This is a genomic window from Hydrogenophaga sp. IBVHS1 (assembly GCF_002127265.1).
GTDB lineage: Bacteria > Pseudomonadota > Gammaproteobacteria > Burkholderiales > Burkholderiaceae_C > Hydrogenophaga.
In genome coordinates, this window is record NZ_NFUU01000003.1 from 486,408 (window position 1) to 503,306 (window position 16,899).

General features: G+C 63.6%; 18 protein-coding genes and 1 pseudogene. 12 read left to right on the forward strand and 7 right to left on the reverse strand.

All coding sequences use genetic code 11. From position 1 onward, the window contains the following. Positions 1-33 precede the first annotated feature (33 nt). Genes CAP37_RS20185 through CAP37_RS20200 form a run of 4 tightly spaced genes read left to right on the forward strand, consistent with a single transcriptional unit; the run spans position 34 to position 4,067 of the window. A complete protein-coding gene (locus CAP37_RS20185; protein WP_086126478.1) occupies positions 34-1,083 on the forward strand; it encodes a peptidase M29 in 1,050 nt (349 codons plus the stop codon). Next, a complete protein-coding gene (locus tag CAP37_RS20190) occupies positions 1,080-1,892 on the forward strand; it encodes an alpha/beta fold hydrolase (protein WP_086126481.1) in 813 nt (270 codons plus the stop codon). Before CAP37_RS20185 ends, CAP37_RS20190 begins: the two co-directional genes overlap by 4 nt. A 20-nt stretch (positions 1,893-1,912) precedes the next feature. Next, the gene (locus tag CAP37_RS20195; RefSeq protein ID WP_086127158.1) at positions 1,913-3,181 is read left to right on the forward strand and encodes an acyl-CoA dehydrogenase; all 1,269 of its coding nucleotides are present in this window, start codon (positions 1,913-1,915) and stop codon (positions 3,179-3,181) included. Beyond that, positions 3,174-4,067, forward strand: coding sequence for a M14 family zinc carboxypeptidase (locus CAP37_RS20200; RefSeq protein WP_086126483.1), 894 nt, complete (start codon positions 3,174-3,176; stop codon positions 4,065-4,067). Before CAP37_RS20195 ends, CAP37_RS20200 begins: the two co-directional genes overlap by 8 nt. Before the next feature lie 7 nt (positions 4,068-4,074). On the opposite strand, the gene CAP37_RS20205 is transcribed toward CAP37_RS20200, so the two are convergent. After that, positions 4,075-5,424 carry a D-amino acid dehydrogenase gene (locus tag CAP37_RS20205; RefSeq protein WP_086126486.1) on the reverse strand — a complete coding sequence of 450 codons (1,350 nt, stop codon included), beginning with the start codon at positions 5,422-5,424 and terminating at the stop codon, positions 4,075-4,077. Between the two features lie 111 nt (positions 5,425-5,535). Here CAP37_RS20205 and CAP37_RS20210 point away from each other — a divergent pair, with 111 nt between their 5' ends. Together CAP37_RS20210 and CAP37_RS20215 are read left to right on the forward strand one after the other, a co-directional pair. Beyond that, positions 5,536-6,465, forward strand: coding sequence for a LysR family transcriptional regulator ArgP (locus CAP37_RS20210; RefSeq protein ID WP_086126489.1), 930 nt, complete (start codon positions 5,536-5,538; stop codon positions 6,463-6,465). A 95-nt stretch (positions 6,466-6,560) separates the two neighbouring features. Beyond that, the gene (locus tag CAP37_RS20215) at positions 6,561-7,208 is read left to right on the forward strand and encodes a TetR/AcrR family transcriptional regulator (RefSeq protein WP_256927071.1); all 648 of its coding nucleotides are present in this window, start codon (positions 6,561-6,563) and stop codon (positions 7,206-7,208) included. 14 nt (positions 7,209-7,222) lie between these two features. Here the strand turns inward: CAP37_RS20215 and CAP37_RS20220 are convergent, their stop codons facing one another. The 3 genes from CAP37_RS20220 to CAP37_RS20230 are packed head-to-tail and all read right to left on the reverse strand — an operon-like array spanning position 7,223 to position 9,536. After that, the gene (locus CAP37_RS20220) at positions 7,223-7,645 is read right to left on the reverse strand and encodes a universal stress protein (protein WP_086126491.1); all 423 of its coding nucleotides are present in this window, start codon (positions 7,643-7,645) and stop codon (positions 7,223-7,225) included. 23 nt (positions 7,646-7,668) lie between these two features. After that, positions 7,669-8,505 (reverse strand): metallophosphoesterase, encoded by an 837-nt coding sequence (locus tag CAP37_RS20225; protein ID WP_086126493.1) that lies wholly within the window; start codon positions 8,503-8,505, stop codon positions 7,669-7,671. A gap of 14 nt (positions 8,506-8,519) precedes the next feature. Next, entirely contained in the window at positions 8,520-9,536 is a 1,017-nt protein-coding gene (locus CAP37_RS20230) for a LysR family transcriptional regulator (protein WP_086127164.1), read from the reverse strand. A gap of 107 nt (positions 9,537-9,643) precedes the next feature. On the opposite strand from CAP37_RS20230, the gene CAP37_RS20235 reads away from it, so the two are divergent. The 5 genes from CAP37_RS20235 to CAP37_RS21630 all read left to right on the forward strand — a co-directional run bounded on the left by CAP37_RS20235 (position 9,644) and on the right by CAP37_RS21630 (position 13,195). Beyond that, positions 9,644-10,213 (forward strand): hypothetical protein, encoded by a 570-nt coding sequence (locus CAP37_RS20235; RefSeq protein ID WP_086126496.1) that lies wholly within the window; start codon positions 9,644-9,646, stop codon positions 10,211-10,213. Positions 10,214-10,409: 196 nt separating this feature from the next. Then, a complete protein-coding gene (locus CAP37_RS20240) occupies positions 10,410-10,991 on the forward strand; it encodes a hypothetical protein (RefSeq protein ID WP_086126498.1) in 582 nt (193 codons plus the stop codon). Beyond that, entirely contained in the window at positions 10,966-11,508 is a 543-nt protein-coding gene (locus CAP37_RS20245) for a hypothetical protein (RefSeq protein ID WP_086126501.1), read from the forward strand. Before CAP37_RS20240 ends, CAP37_RS20245 begins: the two co-directional genes overlap by 26 nt. Next, positions 11,508-11,822, forward strand: a complete 315-nt coding sequence (locus CAP37_RS20250) for a hypothetical protein (RefSeq protein ID WP_086126503.1) — start codon at positions 11,508-11,510, stop codon at positions 11,820-11,822. The genes CAP37_RS20245 and CAP37_RS20250 overlap by 1 nt, the downstream gene beginning before the upstream one ends. Positions 11,823-12,130: 308 nt before the next feature. Then, complete coding sequence (locus CAP37_RS21630; protein WP_179190301.1) at positions 12,131-13,195, forward strand: hypothetical protein; 1,065 nt, start codon at positions 12,131-12,133, stop codon at positions 13,193-13,195. A gap of 422 nt (positions 13,196-13,617) precedes the next feature. Here the strand turns inward: CAP37_RS21630 and CAP37_RS20260 are convergent, their stop codons facing one another. The 3 genes from CAP37_RS20260 to CAP37_RS20270 form a co-directional block, all read right to left on the reverse strand. Next, entirely contained in the window at positions 13,618-13,977 is a 360-nt protein-coding gene (locus CAP37_RS20260; RefSeq protein ID WP_218776887.1) for a hypothetical protein, read from the reverse strand. A gap of 475 nt (positions 13,978-14,452) precedes the next feature. Then, positions 14,453-15,640 carry an IS1595 family transposase gene (locus CAP37_RS20265; protein ID WP_086126508.1) on the reverse strand — a complete coding sequence of 396 codons (1,188 nt, stop codon included), beginning with the start codon at positions 15,638-15,640 and terminating at the stop codon, positions 14,453-14,455. Positions 15,641-15,669: 29 nt separating this feature from the next. Further along, positions 15,670-16,374, reverse strand: coding sequence for a hypothetical protein (locus CAP37_RS20270; protein ID WP_086126511.1), 705 nt, complete (start codon positions 16,372-16,374; stop codon positions 15,670-15,672). 157 nt (positions 16,375-16,531) lie between these two features. On the opposite strand from CAP37_RS20270, the pseudogene CAP37_RS20275 reads away from it, so the two are divergent. Further along, a pseudogene (locus CAP37_RS20275) lies at positions 16,532-16,899 on the forward strand (IS21 family transposase); the annotation flags it as partial.

Genomic DNA, 16,899 nt, shown 5'->3' on the forward strand with positions numbered 1-16,899 from the left:
AATGGCAACACCGCCGTTAAAAAAGGAGACTCCATGCTGCAGGAGCGGATCGAACCCGCCTGGATCGACGCCTTCGAAACCGTGCTGCGCCGCTGCGCGCTTCAAGCGGACGACACCGTGGCCATTCTCGGCGAAACCCAGAGCCGAACGGTGCTGCTGGAGCTCGCCCGGCTCGCCGCGAGCCGCCTGGGCGTGCGGATATTCACACTCGTCGTGCCATCTGTGTTCAGCGCGCACGAACCGGTGTCTCGTTCCACCGGTGCCAGCCCGGCGATCCAGCAGCTCGCGCCAGTCATTGCGGCGCTCGCGGGCTGCACGCTGGTGGTGGATTGCACGGTGGAAGGCCTCATGCATGCACCCGAACTGCCGGCCATCCTCAAGGGCAACGGCAGCACGCAGCCGCGCATTGTGTATGTGAGCAACGAACACCCCGAGGCACTGGCCCGCCTGCTGCCCGACGACGCCACCGAGGCGCGCGTGAAGAACCATGTGAAACGCGTGCGCGCCGCCACCGCCATGCGCGTCACTTCCGCAGCGGGCACCGATCTTTCCATTTCACTTCAGGGTGCGGTGGTGGGCGGCAACTGGGGCACCACCACCCGGCCCGGCACGCTGACCCACTGGCCGGGCGGCCTGGTGCTGGCCTTCCCGGCGGCCGGCAGTGTTCATGGCACGCTGGTGCTGGCCGAGGGCGATGTGAACCTCACCTTCAAGCGCTACATCGAGCGTTCGATCACGCTCACCATCGAGAACGACCACGTCACCCGCATCGACGGAAACGGTGTGGACGCCGAGCTGCTGCGGAGCCACTATGCGGCGTGGAATGAGAAAGCAGCCTATGCCGTGAGCCACGTCGGCTACGGGCTCAATGAGTCTGCGCGCTGGGACAACATGGCGCTCTACGACAAGCGAGATTTCAACGGCACCGAGCTGCGGGCGTTCGCCGGCAACTTCCTCTACAGCACGGGAGCCAACGAAGTCGCGGGACGCCACACCCGCGGGCATTTCGACTTCCCTCTGCGCGCCTGCACCGTGGCCCTGGATGGCGCCACGGTGATCGACGCTGGCAAGGTGGTCGCATGACCGTGCCGAACTTCACCATTCTGGGCAGTGGCCCCACCGTGCTCATGCTGCACGGCATCGGCGGTGGCCACCTGGCTTTCTCACCCCAGGTGGAGGCACTGGCCAATGCGGGCTTTCGCGGCGTGGCCTGGGACATGCCGGGATATGGCCGCAGCGCACCCATCGAGCCCTACACCTTCAAGGGCCTCGCACAAAGCTGCGTGGACCTCATCGACGCGCTGCAGTGCGAACACGTGGCCCTGCTCGGGCACAGCATGGGCGGCATGGTGGCGCAGGAAGTGGTGGCGCGCCGGCCCGACCGCGTCAACCGGTTGGTGCTGTGCGGCACGTCGGCAGCGTTCGGCAAGCGCACCGACGGCCGCAGCGCCGATGCCTGGGCGCGCGAGTTCGTGGCGCAGCGCACCGCGCCCCTGGACGCCGGCAAAACCATGGCCGACGTGGCGCAAAAACTCGTGCCGCAGATGGTGGGCCCCGGCGCCTTGCCCGAAGGCCTGCGCCTGGCCGAGCACTGCATGTCCCATGTGCCCTCGGCCACCTACCGCCGCGCGCTGGATTGCCTGGTCACCTTCGACCGCCAGCAGGCGCTCGGCGACATCCGTGTGCCCGCGTTGCTCGTGGGTGGTGAATTCGACCGTGTGGCCTCTCCCGCCGTCATGAAGCAGATGGCGCAGGCGATCCCGCGCTCGCGCTATGCCGAGATCGCCGGCATCGGTCACCTCATGAACCTGGAAGCGCCGGATGAATTCGATGCGCTGCTCATCGACTTCCTGCGCGAACCCCTGCCCGTGGCAACTCCGGGCACCCACTGAACTCTGGAGACGCCATGAACATGCCCTTGCCTGCCGCCGCCATCACCGGTCTGGACTTCACACCCGCCGTGGGCGACCTGCCCTTCACGCCGCTGCAGCGCGAGTTGCTGGCCAGCGCCCATGCCCTGGGGCGCGACCGGTTTGCCGCGCGCGCCGCGCAGTGGGACCGCGAGGCCAGCTTTCCCTTTGCCAACTACGAGGATCTGCGTGAGGCCGGGTTCCTCAAGCTTTGTGTGCCCACCTCGCACGGCGGCCTGGGTGCCGACTACACCACCTACATGATGGTCGCGGCCGAGATCGGCCGGTTCTGCGGTGCCACTGCGCTCACCTGGAACATGCACATCTGCAGCACCATGTGGACCGGCGTGCTGGCCGACGGCATTCCCATGACCGACGCCCAGCGCGCCGAGCACATGGCGCGCCGCGAACTGCATTTCCGCCGCATCGTGGACGATGGCGCGATCTACGCCCAGCCCTTCAGCGAAGGCAGCGCCGCCGCTGCCGGGCGCGCGCCCTTCGGCACCACGGCGAAGAAGGTTGAAGGCGGCTGGCTCGTCAACGGCCGCAAGATCTTCGCCAGCCTCTCCGGCGCGGCCGACTACTACGGCATCCTGTGCACGGAAGACAAGGGCGACGACCATCCCGACGCGCGCGACACGCTCTACATCAGCGTGCCCGCCACCAGCGAAGGTTTCTCCATCAGCGGCGAGTGGGACCCGCTGGGCATGCGCGGCACGGTCAGCCGCAACCTGGCGTTCAAGGACGTCTTCGTCCGCGACGACGAACAGCTCATGCCGCGCGGCATCTACTTCAAGGGCGCGCAGACCTGGCCGGCCATGTTCTTCACGCTCTCGCCCACCTACCTCGGCCTGGCCAACGCCGCCTACGATTTCACCGTGCAGTACCTGCGCGGCGAAGTGCCTGGCGAGCCACCGGTCAAGCGGCGGCAGTATCCGACCAAGCAGATCGCGGTGGCGCAGATGCGCATCCAGCTCGAGAACATGAAGAGCATCTTTGCGCGCGCCATCCAGGAAGCCCGGCCCAACCCGTCCAAGGACGAAAAGCTGCGCCTGTATGCCGCGCACTACAGCGTGATGGAAGGCGCCAACGACATCGCTCGCCTGGCCATTCGCACCTGCGGCGGCCAGAGCATGATGAAACACCTGCCGCTGGAACGCATGTACCGCGACAGCCGTTGCGGCGCACTCATGCTGCCCTGGACGGCCGAACTCATTCTTGATCGCATGGGCCGCGAAACCTTGTACGAGGCCGGCGAGCACGATGAATGAGTGCGTTCGCCTGGGGACGCTGGCGGCGCTTCTGGGGTGGAGCGCCGTGAGCGCTGATGCCGCCCCGCGCGGCATGGGTGTGCCACCGCCCGCTCAAGAAGCGTCGCCCTGCGAGGCCTTCGTGGCGCGCCTGCCCAATCTTCTTCGCCCCTTGTGCAAGGCCGCTGAACTGAAGCCCACGGAAGGCCGCTCCGTGCAGGGCCGCACGCTCTACGCGCGCGACGTGGTCGGGCCCGATTCGCGGCTGCGCGTGCTGGTGGTGGGTGCCATGCACGGCGACGAGCTGTCGTCGGCCTCGGTGGCCTTGCACTGGATCCAGCACGCCGTGCAGACGCCGGCCAACGCCCACTGGCGTTTCCTGCCCGCGCTCAATCCCGATGGGCTGCTGGCCCGGCCGGCACGGCGCACCAACGCGCGCGGTGTTGACCTCAACCGCAACTTCCCCACGCCGAACTGGAAGCGCGACGCCAAGGTGTATTGGGAGCAGCGCACCCGCAAGGACCCGCGCCGCTGGCCCGGGCCCAGCCCGCTGTCGGAGCCCGAATCGCGGTTCCTGCACGAAGAAATGGCGCGCTTCCAGCCGCACCTCATCGTCAGCATCCACGCGCCCTACGGCGTGCTCGACTTCGACGGCCCGGGCGTGCCGCCGCCACAGCTGGGGCGGCTTTACCTGGACCAGGTGGGCATTTTCCCCGGCAGCCTGGGCAACTACGGCGGCGTGCACCAGGGCATGCCGGTGGTCACGGTGGAACTGCCCAACGCCTTTCGCACCCCGCTTGACGCCGAGATGCGCCAGATGTGGATGGATCTGCTGCGCTGGATGGGCGAGCGCATTGCGCCCACGGTGACGCCGAGTGCGCCGTTCCGGCCAAACCGGCCGGGCTGAAGCCGCATCAGCCCCGCTCGGCCTGCAGCCGCGTGGCCACAGCGCTGGCCGTAGACCCGGCGCGCGAGCCCATGCCGTAGAAGCCGAAGTTCATGGCCGGCTGCTCGCCGCAGATGAGTTCGGCCATGGCCTTGCCCGAACCCGCGCCGTGCGTCCAGCCCAGCGTGCCGTGGCCAGCGTTCACCCAGAGGCGGCGCAGCTTGGTTCGGCCAATCAAAGGAATGTTGGTTGGCGTGGCCGGGCGCAGGCCGCACCAGAACTGCGGGTCGCCACCTTCTTCGGGCGTGCGCGTGTCGGCCACGCCGGGAAACACCTGCTCGATGCGGCGCACCAGCATTTCGCAGCGCTTGCGCGCCAGCGGCGTGTTGAGCGACAAGTCGAATCCGCCCAGCTCGATGGTGCCGGCCACGCGCAGGTGGTCGCCCAGGCGTGAAATCGCGCACTTCATCTGGTCGTCGATCATGCTCACGTTCGGCGCATGCCGCGGACGCATCAGCGGCAATGTGGCGCTGTAACCCTTGCCGGGGTAGATCGGCACGTTCACGCCGACCGACTTGAGCAGAGGCGTGGTGTAGGAGCCGCAGGCCACCACGAAAGCGTCGGCCTTGAGCACGCTGGCCATGCCGGTGGAGCGGTCGCGCACGCGCACCTGGCGCACCTCGCGGCCGTCGCTCTCGAGGCGTTCGATGTCGTGACCGAACAGCAACCGGGCGCCGCGCTGGCCGCACAGCGCCGCCAGCTTCTGGGTGAACACCCTGGCATCGCCCGACTCGTCGGTTTTTGTGTAGGTGCCGCCGACGATGCGATCGCCAAACGACTTCAGCGCGGGTTCGATTGCCAGCAGCTCGTCACGCGAGACCACGCTGCGCTGCACGCCAAAACGCTGCATCACCGCCGCCGCGCTCGCTGCGCCGTCGAACGACTTCTGGTCGGTGTAGTAGTGCGCAATACCGCGCTCGAGCCGGTCGTATTCGATGCCGGTCTCGTTCACCACGTCTTTGAGGGCTGCGTGGCTGTAGGCGCCCAGCGCCACGAGTTGCGCCACGTTGCGCACAAAGGCCGCGTCGTTGCATTCGGCCAGGAACTGCAGGCCCCAGCGCCATTGAGCCCAGTCCAGCTGAGGGCGGAACAACAGCGGGGATTCGTCGGAAAACATCCACTTCAGGGTCTTGAGCGGCGCCTCGCGGTTGGCCCAGGGTTCGCAGTAGCTCACCGAAATCTGGGCCGCGTTGGCAAAACTGGTCTCCAGCGCCGCGTCGTCCTGCCGGTCCACCAGCGTGACCTCGTGACCCCGCTGCAACAGATGCCAGGCGGTGCTGACCCCGATGATGCCCGCGCCCAATACCGTGACTTGCATGGCCTGCTCCACAAAATGAATGAATTTGGTGCGCAGTATGGGAAAAACCCGGCTGTAAGTGAAGCGAAATTAAACTAAAATTTCTAACATCAGAACGGCTAATAAAGTGACATGAGCACATTTGACCCCGACGCCCTGGAATGCCTGGCCGCCATCATTGAGGAGGGGGGGTTCGAGCGGGCTGCGCAACGGCTCTCCATCACCCAGTCGGCTGTCTCCCAGCGGTTGCGTGCACTCGAGGCCCAGGTGGGCACGGTGTTGATCGTGCGCAGCCGACCCCTCAAACCCACGGCGGCCGGCCAGCTCATGCTCAAGCACGCCAAGATGATGCGTCTGCTGCGTGCCGATCTCGAGAAAGATCTGAAGGAACTCGCGCCCAGTTCCACCGGGGGTGGACGGGAAGAAGAGCGCATCTCGGTCGCCATCAACGCGGACAGCATCGCCACCTGGGCGTTGCCGGCCTTGCACGAGCTGGCCCGCAACGGTCTGCCGATCGAAATCATCACGGACGACCAGGAATTCACGCACGAGTGGCTGCGTGAAGGACAGGTGCTGGGTTGCGTGACCTCGCTGGGCCAGGCCTTGCGCGGCTGCCGCATGGAAGCCTTGGGCACCATGGATTACGTCGCCGTGGCCCACGCCGATTACGCCGCCGAGCACTGCCCCAAGGGCTTGAACGCGCACAACTTCCACAAGGTGCCGTTCGTTGCGTTCAACCGCAAAGACAACCTGCAACACAGCTTCGTGACGAAAGCCTTCGGTTTGCCCCGGGTCATGCTCAAACAGCTCTTCGTGCCATCCAGCGAGGGCCAGGTGCGAGCCGTGCTGGGCGGCTGGGGGGTGAGCGTGCTCCCCGAACTTCGGGTACGTGACCAGTTGGCCAGCGGTGAGCTGGTCAACCTCGCGCCTCGCCACCAGCTCGGCGTGGCCTTGTACTGGCACTGCTGGAACCTCGCTTCCGAGGTGCTGGATGGCCTCAGCGCCGCGCTGCGGGTCGCCGCCGCGGAGAACCTGCGACCCGCCGTGGCCGCGACGGCCTGACTCTGGGCGACAGGTCTTTAAAGTGACCGGTCAGTAGTAAAGTCGACGCATCCGTCAAACTGAGGCAGAATTCCCTGCCCATCACAAGGATGTCCATGACCAGTGCAGTCCTCAAGTCGCCCGCAGAAGCGCCCCCCAAACGCAGCTTTCGCGCCCAGATGCACCTCGCCCGCGAAGACGCCATCGTTTCCGCCGTGAATCGCCTGCTGGCCGAAAAAGGCTTCGAGGCCATGACGGTCGACGAGGTGGCGGCCGAAGTGGGCATCGCCAAGGCCAGCCTCTACAAGCATTTCCCCAGCAAGGAAGACCTGGCGGCGGCGGCCATGGTTCGAGTGATGGACCGCGCCCGCGCCTTTCTCGACTCCCTGCAGAGCGGAAACGCTAACGCTCGCCCCATCGATCAACTGCGGGCGGTGGCGCGCTGGACGCTGGAGGTGCAACTGGCGGGCGAGATGCCCTCGCTCCCCAGCGAAAACTCCAGCCTTCGTGCATCGCTCACCACCAACAAGGCGTACGTGGACGGGCTCATGGATGTGAGTGATCGCCTCGGCGCCTGGATCACCGCCGCGCAGGCCGACGGCAGCCTGAACAACTCACTGCCGCCAATTGCCGTGCTTTACACGCTCTATGCGCGCGCCTGCGATCCGGTGCTGGGTTTCCTCAAGAGCCACGGGCAATACAGCAGTGAGCAGATCATCGACATGGTGCTCAGCACCTGCTTCGAGGGCCTTCAGGCCCGCTGAACGAAGCGCTTGCTTCAGCGCACCAGCAGCACGGGCACACCGCAGTGCGCGAGCACCTGCGTGGCCACCGAACCCATGACCAGATTGCCCAGCGATCCGTGGCCGTGGGAACCCATCATCAGCATGTCGAACTTGCCGGCATCGGCCACCTTGGCAATCTGCTCGCCAGGCGCGCCGACCTTGTGCAAGACCTTTGGTTCGATGCCATGGCGTTTGAGAAATTTCACGGTGGGCGCGGTGACCTTGCCCGCTTCATCTGCGTAGTACTCGTTGGCCACGTCGGCGCCCACCGCAGCGCGCGCGCGCGGAGGCAATGGCGTCTGAACCGTCAGCAGCGTGAAGTCGTTGGAAGGGCCGAACAGTTCGTCGTGCGTGGCCAGATAAGCCAGCATCTTCTTGGTGTAGGCGCTGCCGTCGACAGCAAGCAGAATTTTCATGAAGGTCTCCTGATCAAGATGGGTCAGGGTGCAGTGTAAGACCTGAGTTGCAGTGAACTTTGCGCTGGCTCAAGGGGAAGTCTCGAATCGGGCACGGCAATCAATTGGCGTGCCAGAAAACCTGCCTGTTCGTTCTTGTCGCTGTAGCCCAGCGGGTTGGCCACGATGCGGCAGCGCCCCACCTGCACGTCGGTGGGGCAGTGCAGGTGGCCATGCAGCCAGAGGTCGGCGCGCGGCAGCCAGGCGTCGAGCGCGTTGCAGAAACCGGCCGTGCCCGGACTCTGGCCGTAGCGTGGATCCATGCTGTGCAGCGTCGGGGCGAAATGCGTGACCACCACGGTGGTGCCATCGAAGTCCTCCGCCAGGGCTTCGTGCAGCCACCGCTGGCACTCGAGCGCCAGTTCGCGCATGGCCTCGGCATCGAACAGGCGCTTGTTGCGCCGACTCGCCATCTTCGACAGGTAGTGATTGGCCGCGCGGAAAGCTTTCTGGCGGTCGCCGAGTGCGTCGTAGTCGCTCCACAAAGTGGTTCCCACGAACCTCACGCCCTCCAGCACCAGGGTCTCGCGCTCCAGCCAGCACAGCCCCAGGCGTTCGCAGGTTCGTCGCAAATCGACATGCGCTTCGTCCACATCGAGAGCGTCGTATTCGTGGTTGCCCGGGACGAAAAGCACGGGCACCGGCCAATCTGCGAAGCGGCTCAAGCCCCAGTCAGGCTCGTTCATGGTGCTGCCGTCGCGGCGCATCTGGTAGGAGCCCACGTCGCCGGCGAGCACCAGCAAGTCGGCGCCGGGCGCGGGTTCGGGCTGGAAGTCGGGGTTGGCCTCGAGGTGCAGATCGCTGAGCAACTGGATGTTCATGCGGGCATTGTGAATCAGGGCTTTTGCAATGGTCGCTGGCGGGAACGCCGCGGCGCGGGTGCGTCGGTTGAACGCGTGGCGCGGAATCCGACCGCCGACGCGCGCTCAACCGCCTGGCGCAGCCAACGGTGCGCGCTGTTGTGCGTGGCGTTGCGGTGCCACAGCGAATCCACGTGCACGGCCGGCACCGCCAGCGGAAGATCGCACAGGGCCAGTTCGTGTTCCATGCCAGTGGCTCCCACGAAATGGCGCGGCAGCACGGTCAGCAGGTCGGTGGTGGCGACCACGCGCCCCGCCGTGAAAAACTGGTTCACGGTGAGCACCACGCGACGCTGTCGCGACAGGGCGGCCAGTGCCTCGTCCACAAAGCCGAAGGGACGGCCCGAGAAACTCACCAGCAGGTGGCGCGCCTCGCAGTAGGCGTCCAGGCTCATTTCCTGCCCCGCCAGGGGGTGGCCGCGCCGCATCACCACGACGTACTCGCCGTCATAGAGGCGCTGGTGCAGGAAGTGCGGGCTTCGCTCCTGCAGGTGCAGGGCGCCCAGCTCCGCCAGCACGCCAGGGAAGTGGCCGATGGCGAGATCGGCCAGGCCGGTTTCCAGCATGTCGCGTGGATCGCGGGTGGTCAGTGGCAACACGCGGAGGTTGGCCCCTGGCGCCTCTTTCTCGAAGATGTCCACGAGCCCGGGCACGAGCTTGGCGGCCGTGGCGTCGGCCATGGCCAGCACGAAGGCGTTGCGCGCGCTGGCTGGGTCGAAGGTGCCCGGCGCAAGGGATTCGCGCAGCAGGTGCAAGGCATCGCGCACGGTCGGCCACAGGGCCAGCGCGGCGGGGGTGGGCTCGACGCCATAGCCCGCGCGCTGCACCAGCTCGTCGCCCATCACCTCGCGCAGGCGGCGCAAGGCGTTGCTTACGGCAGGCTGCGTCATGGCCAGGTTGTGCGCGGCCCGGGTGAGGTTGCGCTCGGCCATGACCTCGTCGAACACCCGCAGCAGGTTCAGATCCAGCGTGCGGAAGTTGAGGTTATTTATCACCCTTGTGAATGTAAGGCATCACAAGAATAAATTGGCGAGTAATTGGGGTTTACCCTACCATTGCGGTGTCCAAAAGACATTTCCATCCTTTTCAGGAGTCCGCCATGAGCAGTTTCGCATCCACCCATTCCTCCCCGCTGGGGCTCAGCGCCGCCACCGGCTCGGCGCGCAACGAAGTCGGCAGCCGCTTTGCGGGCACACGGGGCCTGTCTGGCCTTTTGCTCGCCGCCGTGGTCGCCGCCATGGTGGTGCTGGCGGACCAGCTCATCAGCACGTGGGCCGACGAGCACCTCTTCCTGGCCTGGGTCCTGCTGTGGGTGGTGGTGTTCGCAGGGCTGGCGCTGTTTGCTGGCGCCGCCCGCTCCATGGCGCGACGCGCTGGTGTCTACCTCGACAGCTGGTCGCAGTCGATGGCTGAAGCCCGTGCCGAAATGCGCATGTGGGAAATGGCCCGTCGCGATCCCCGGCTGATGAGCGAACTCACCCTGGCACGTTCACGTGCCGACGCCGAAGAAGATGAATTTGTCGGCACCGGCCAGACCGATTTCAGTGAAGCCCTTGCTCCGCTCGGGATGGAAATGGCTGCGAAGGTGGCCCCCCAGGACGAAGGCTCTGGCTGGGACCGCTGGGTTGCTTTCCGCAGCCGCCAGGCCATGCTGCACCGCTTCATCTGAGCCCACTCGCTCGCCCCAAGGGTGTTATCAAGCTGATGGCCCAAACTCCCTGAAAACGGCCCCTTGAGGGCCGTTTTGCTTGTTTGCTGGGCAGGAGGGGTCGCTTCACGAAGGTATCTTGGCTTGATGCGACACCTTCTTGAACCCCTCACTCGACCCATTCCCCCAGCGAACTCCGCCCGAACTGAAGTGGCTCTTGAACGAGAGAGCTGCGGTTCTCGGGCAACTCGGCAAGGCACAAGAACGGGCGGACTCGTTCGACATAGCAGCTCGCCGTTGGGAAGAGATGCGCGCAAAGGCTGTTCGTTGCAGAGAGGAAGCGCAACAGGTAGCTGCCGAGAAACAGCGCAATCTCCAGGCGCTCGATGTCTCGATTGCACTTGTAGACAGCAGAGTGCGCTCCGACGCCGCAGGGCGCGTGGTGCCCTGGAAGGACAAGTACGGCGCGCGCGGTGCGCTGTCGAACTTTCTCCGGGCTGCGCTCCAAGATGCGGCACCACAGCCCATCTCGGGGGCCGACCTTACGAAGCTTGCGACGGAGCACTTCAACTTGAAGCTCCTGACTCCGCCGGAACGAAAGTCCTTCCGGGACACCGTGAAGGCCGTGTTGCGATTGGCTGTCCAGCGAGACGGCGTGGTGGAGCGCCTTCCGAAAAAGAATCCGAATCAGCGAAACCAGCTGTACGGCTGGAAGGGGCCGACGAGCCTTTCAGCCTTGCGAGCGTTGGCAGGTGCCGTGCAGGAGCCCAAGCATGAGCCGGCAGCAGACGCCCCCTGACATCAAGTGGCTGCTCAACGAGCTGGCCGCCGCCAGGGGAGAGCTCGACCGAATCGCGTCCGACCTGGAGAAAGCCCATGCTCACCTTCGGCGCTTGGAGGAAGCACGTGGGCGCCATCTGGCCCTATGCGTTTCCCTTGAGAAGGCGTTGAGCCTCTCATCGGTGGTCTGGCTAAGAACAGACACTTTCGTCGTAAAGGCCCACAAGAAGTACGGCGGCCGCGGCAACCTGCGCCAGTGGCTCAAGGCTGCGCTGACTGAAGCCTACCCCCACGCACCCACTGGACTAGAGCTCCTTCAGCGGGCTGTCCCCGAGTTTGGCATCGAGTTCACGAGTCCAGGCGCTCGAGCGGCCTACTACAGGAACACCGTCCACCGCCAGCTTTACCACCTTGCAGAGCAGGGCCTCGCCGAACGAGTTGCGGTTCAGGAGGGCGCGATACGTGTTCGGTGGCGCTGGGTCCCCCAGTTGACGTTGGCTGAGCTGAAGGCGAAACACCTTGAGGACCTGAGTTGATGGCACTCACCATGACCAGGACACGAACGCAGACGGCGCTGACCAAGCTCGTAGAGCGACTGTCGAACGTGAAAGGGGAGCTCGAATACGTTGAGGTGTTACTTGTTGCCAAGCCCAACGCAGCGGGGTCACTCCTCTCCAGGCAGAGGCTGTTGCAGGACCAGCATGCCGCGCTTTGCGCGACGCTCAAGCAGTTCGACCAAGGCATCGACCTGGAGCAGGTTGTGGCGGGAGCTGGGTGGCAGAAGGTCTATCGGGTCAGAACCCAGCAGTCCTTGGCGAGACGGTACCTGGCTGCCGCCGGTGGCGTCTGAAGGCAACGCAAGCCCTTGTCAACGGGATTCTCTTCAAATCAGGCCATGGCGTGCCGTGCAGAGCGCTTATACGGAACAGGCGTGCCTCCCCGGTCCGCCTTCCATGCCCCAGTTCTGCGATACGCCAAGGGGCGCGCCGAGTCGTCACCTTAGTGGCAGCCGTCGGTCAGGAGGAGACGCTGACATCCCAGTAGAATTCTTTCCGAACTCCGACGTCAAGCAAATGCATGCACCTAACGGACTGCCTTCGGTCGCACAGTCGCAGCCGCACTCCTTTGCTCGTAGCCCGCACCTGAATCCAAGACACTGTGCTGAAGCTCCTTCGTTCACTGGTCACACCAAAGTATCCTGCACCGTTGGAACCGGCTTCAACGCCCCCACTGGCTCCCGCTGCCGTCTCAGTAGAAGGAGTGTGTGACTTCAATGTCCCTGATAACCTGATTCATGCCGATGGCCTCCCTTTACTCGATTGGGATGCCGTTCAGCACTGGGTCGATGGCATCCCTGATGAGGTTTGTAAGGCCCGCGCCTGGTCAGATTGCGAGTGCGCTTGGCTCGAACATTTGCAAGCATCCCTTGGACCTGCGTATCGGCTGCGTAAGAACGGCAGCACGTTGCTCCTATCAACACTCGAAGCGAACGTCGCCGAAGCCACGCTCGCATTCGTCAAAACGACGCATCAACGAGTCGTGAACATTCTGGATGGCGTTGCTGATATTTCAGACTGGGGTCACCAAATCCTTATCGTGTTCTCGGATGACGACACCTACTATAAGTACGTCGCACAGTACTACCCCCAGGACGGTGAGTTCGCCAGAAGTGGCGGCATGTACATCAACTTTGGTTGCGGTCACTTCGTGACAATTGCAGCTGACTTGCGCTACATCGAGCCTGTAGTTGCACATGAGTTGACCCACTCGTGTCTTGGTCACCTACCTATTCCTGCATGGTTGAACGAAGGCATTGCCGTCAACATCGAGCATCGCCTCTGCCCGCCGGGCTCAGCGGTTTCAACGCCACGGGAAATGCATGCACGCCATCGGCAGTTCTGGGGTCCAGGTGAAATTCAGGAATTCTGGTCAGGAAAGTCCTTCCTGCGTACAGATGAAGGCAATGAACTCTCGTACGATTTGGCGCGAATCATCGTCTCGCAGTTCGGTGCTACTTGGGAGCGTTTTCGTCCATTTGTGCAAGCAGCAAGCATGGAGGACGGAGGTGCAGCGGCGGCGGCAGAGCATCTTGGAGTCCACCTCGGCGATGCTGTCGCTGCGTTGTTGGAATTAGAGCCTTCGATACAGTGGGCCCCGAGCCCCGCTACGTGGAGCGGTGAACCTGAGCGGGGTGCGTTTAGTGCAGGCCAACGCGGACCTTAAGCTCCATCACCTACCGGAGACTGCTTGTGACTTCGAGACAACTATCTAAGAAACGAGCCTTCGAGTTGATTGCTTCTTCGTATCGGCGGGTTGCATAGTACGTCTTCTCTTCAAGCTGATAGAACAGTAAGCCGTGAATCCCCATTGCCTGAGACTTTACTAGGCGTCGTGTCCAAATTGATTCAGACGCGCGACTAGCGCGGCTTCTTCGCAACCGGTTTTTTGTACATTTCGTCGATGAAGGCTACGTCCTGGCCGCCCGGAAAAATGAGGTCAAACTCTTCTTCGGTTGCGGCAAAGATGTTTTAGTCACAGTGCATAGCGCAGCCAATGACTGGGATGTTTTTTGATGAGCGTCCGCTTATGGCCGTTTGCCGTCATGCTAGCTCAGACTGAACCGGGCCCACAACCTCCCGTAGCTCCTAGGCGTTGAATACAGGCACTGTTGGGTAGGCCCGTGTGAGGTCGTCCAAGAATGCGTCCATGCTGACGAGGCCCTCCACTTCAACCGAGCGCTTGCGGCCTACGAGGACAAGCTTGGCGACCTCTCTGGAACTCCGGCGGTAGACGCCTATGGAGAACAGCTGACGCTTCTCGATGAGCAGTTCCGCGCCTCTTTTGGATTTGCGCCACACCCCTTGTTGGTCGATTTCAAAGACGGCGGTCCGGTACAGGCCCTCCAGCCAGAACAATCGAAACACCCATAGGAATGCATACGCAACGATTGCAATGATTGTGGCGATATAGGCTAGAGGGAACAGGGAATCGAAATCGTGGTCCATGGAACTCACGAACAGAAGCGTGGCTACAAGGCCGACAATTCCAGCAACGACCAATCTGAGCGCCCTCCCAGGCCACTTGCTGGGAGGCGGATACTTCTGCTGTATGTACTCATTGGAGAAGTAATGTTGCATAGGAGTCAATCACCCGACTGTCCGCCCTTGGCCAATGCCCGCCATGCTAGCTCAGGCTGTAATACTTCCCAAGTAGCGCCGCGCTAGCACGCCGGCTAACTGAACTGGCGAATTGCTTCTTATATAGAGGACATGAGGCGTGTCCAGTCTTCGTCCGAGTACGGTGGCGAATGCCCGCAACGTGCCCTTGTCATGCATGGCCGTCATTGACTTAGAGCCTTCCCATTGCACATATCTCACGAGTTTTGAGTATTCTCAATTTTGATGAGACAACGTGAGTAAGCCTCGCGTGTGCAACGCCCCTCTGGCCTTTTGGACACTCCATGCTCCTCTTGCGTGGCCATCACTTTGGCGGCTTCGGCTTCCAGCCCTTCGGCCGGCCGCGTGCCTTCGCCGGTTGGTTGCCCTCGACCAGGAGTTCATCCTGCCGGTGCTTGCCGTGCGTGTATCCGCGCCACCACCATGACATGCCCACCCAGAGCGCCTCCTGCAGCAGGTGCTTGAACCGGTTGCCGGTCGAGAGCTTGCGGGTGTCCTCCCTCCAGGCCATTTCCGAGGCGTAGTCAGTGAGATATTTGTTGCTGACGTTCAGGTATATGCCCTCAGTGCCTCGGCGAACCCGGGCGTTAAAGCTCTCTGCCTGGTTGTTGCTGACCTCACCTTCGCGGCTGAAGCTGATGGAGTGGTTGATGGTTTCGTGCGATGCGAAACGACGAGCGAATGACGTGTACGAAGGGTCTTCATCTGTCATCAAGTACGACTCTGCCGAGATGCCGCGCTCGGCAACCGAGATGACGGTGTGAGACGACTCCGAAATGGCGATGGACACCTTGGTCGCTGAAGCGCCCATGCCTTTGGAGATACCGCGCTGGCGCACAGAAATCATCTGTCGGCGGTCAGGGTGCTGACGCGCAGCTTTGCCCCACTTCGGCGGAAGCGGCGGTCCAACATGGTCCGGGGAAGGCTTGAGGAGGTGCGCGGGAATGCTCGGGGAGACCTTTTTTCCGCCACCCTGTGGCTTGTTGCGCTTCTCTTTGTACCGGCGGCCGTTGATGTCCATGCCATCCATTTCCACGGTACCGCAGAGGATGCCCGTGCTGAACCCACGGGTAAGGCCCTCGCGAAGCTTCTGAAGCAGGGTGAATACGGTTGGGTACGAGACGTTCCAGTCTCGACGCAGCTGGAGCGCGGGGACACCCGAGGCTCCGTTGCCCCAGGAGAACGCGATGCGCAGGATGGTTGTCAGTGGAAGCTTGCGGTCCGCCCACACAGTGCCCGAAGTGACCGAAAAGCGCTTGCCGCAGCATTTGCACTTCCAACGCAGTTCTCTGGCTGACCAGTAGTGCGCGTCGATAGTGCCGCAGTGCACGCAGGGCATCTCCGTGAAGGAGCCCCAGACCGCTTCGGCGACGAACTTCACCGCGTCCAGAGCGGACAACTTCTCAAGGTCCTGGTGCCCGAAGTCCACGGCCTTCCTCGAAGTGTGGAACGCGGCCGTTCCCGTGCGACGACGCAGGGGAAAGTACTTCATAGGCGGGGCTGCTGTTGCTGTAGTCACGGTCAGCCTCGGCTCAAGAAATCGACATACGCCTGGCCCGGCACCAGTGGGTCCGGCGCAGAGGAAAGCGGAAGGTAGAAGCCGCGGTAGCGCAAAAATCCGGTGCGGGCAGGCTCGCTCAAGGATTCGACATCGAAAACCTCGATTCCGTCCACCTTCATGGTGGGCGGCAGGATGAGGCTCGGGCGAGGCCCCAAGGTGTCCTTGCCGAAGTAGGCGTGGCAGATGGCGCGTAGCAGCAGCTCCGGGTAGCTGAGCGACTTCAGCCCGTAGGCGAAACTCGCTTCACGGGTCCCCAGGATGTCTTCTTCGAAACGCGCCAGGTACATGCCCCGCTTGCCGCCGGCCTGGAGAATCTCCACGTTGGCGACTTCAGCCAGCGGACCTTCGGGGGATATGCGCTCAACGATGGCGCACAGCTTGGTTGTGTACGCACAGCGACGGTCGGGTGCGCGGCCCGGTGGTGCCTGGTCCGCCCGAAACAGCAGCCGCGTCAGCGCACGAGCTACTAGGTCCCATACGCTGCCTGCCCAGCGTGGGTAGTTGGCCACCCTGTCGGGCTCGACCGCACCCACGCCGCGAATGGCAATGCCGACAACGTAGTCTGCGATGGGTCCCAGCTTGGCGTACGCGATGTCCAGCTGCGCGAGCTGGTTGCCCGCATTGATGCCCTTGGCGTCGCTGCTGTGGATGGAGACTCTAAGCATGGCGCCTCCTCAGGCGAGCTCGACCGACCAGGTCTGGGCGTAGTCGGTGTGTTGATTTCCACGCAGAAGTGACCCACTAACCCCCGGGATTTCCATCCAAACCTGACCCACGTACTAACCCTAACCTGCTGCTTTGCTGAGCAGCAGGAGACCAGGAGTGATAGACGTGGCAACACTGAGTGTCATCAGGCGCTGGGCCCTGCGAGAGCAGCTGTCCATCCGGGAGATAGCCCGCCGCACGGGCCTCTCGCGCAACACCATCCGCAAGTACCTGCGCGTAGGCGAGGCCGAGCCGCACTATGCCAAGCGGGTCAGTCCATCCAAGCTCGATCCCTTCGCCTTGAAGCTCGCCGGCTGGCTCAAGACGGAAGCTGGCCGATCCCGCAAGCAGCGGCGCACCGTCAAGCAGATGTACGCCGATCTGCGGGGTCTGGGCTATACCGGCTCCTACAACCGCGTAGCGGCCTTTGCCCGCCTCTGGCACGAGCAGCGCCTTGTGGCCCAGCAGACCACCGGCCGCGGCAC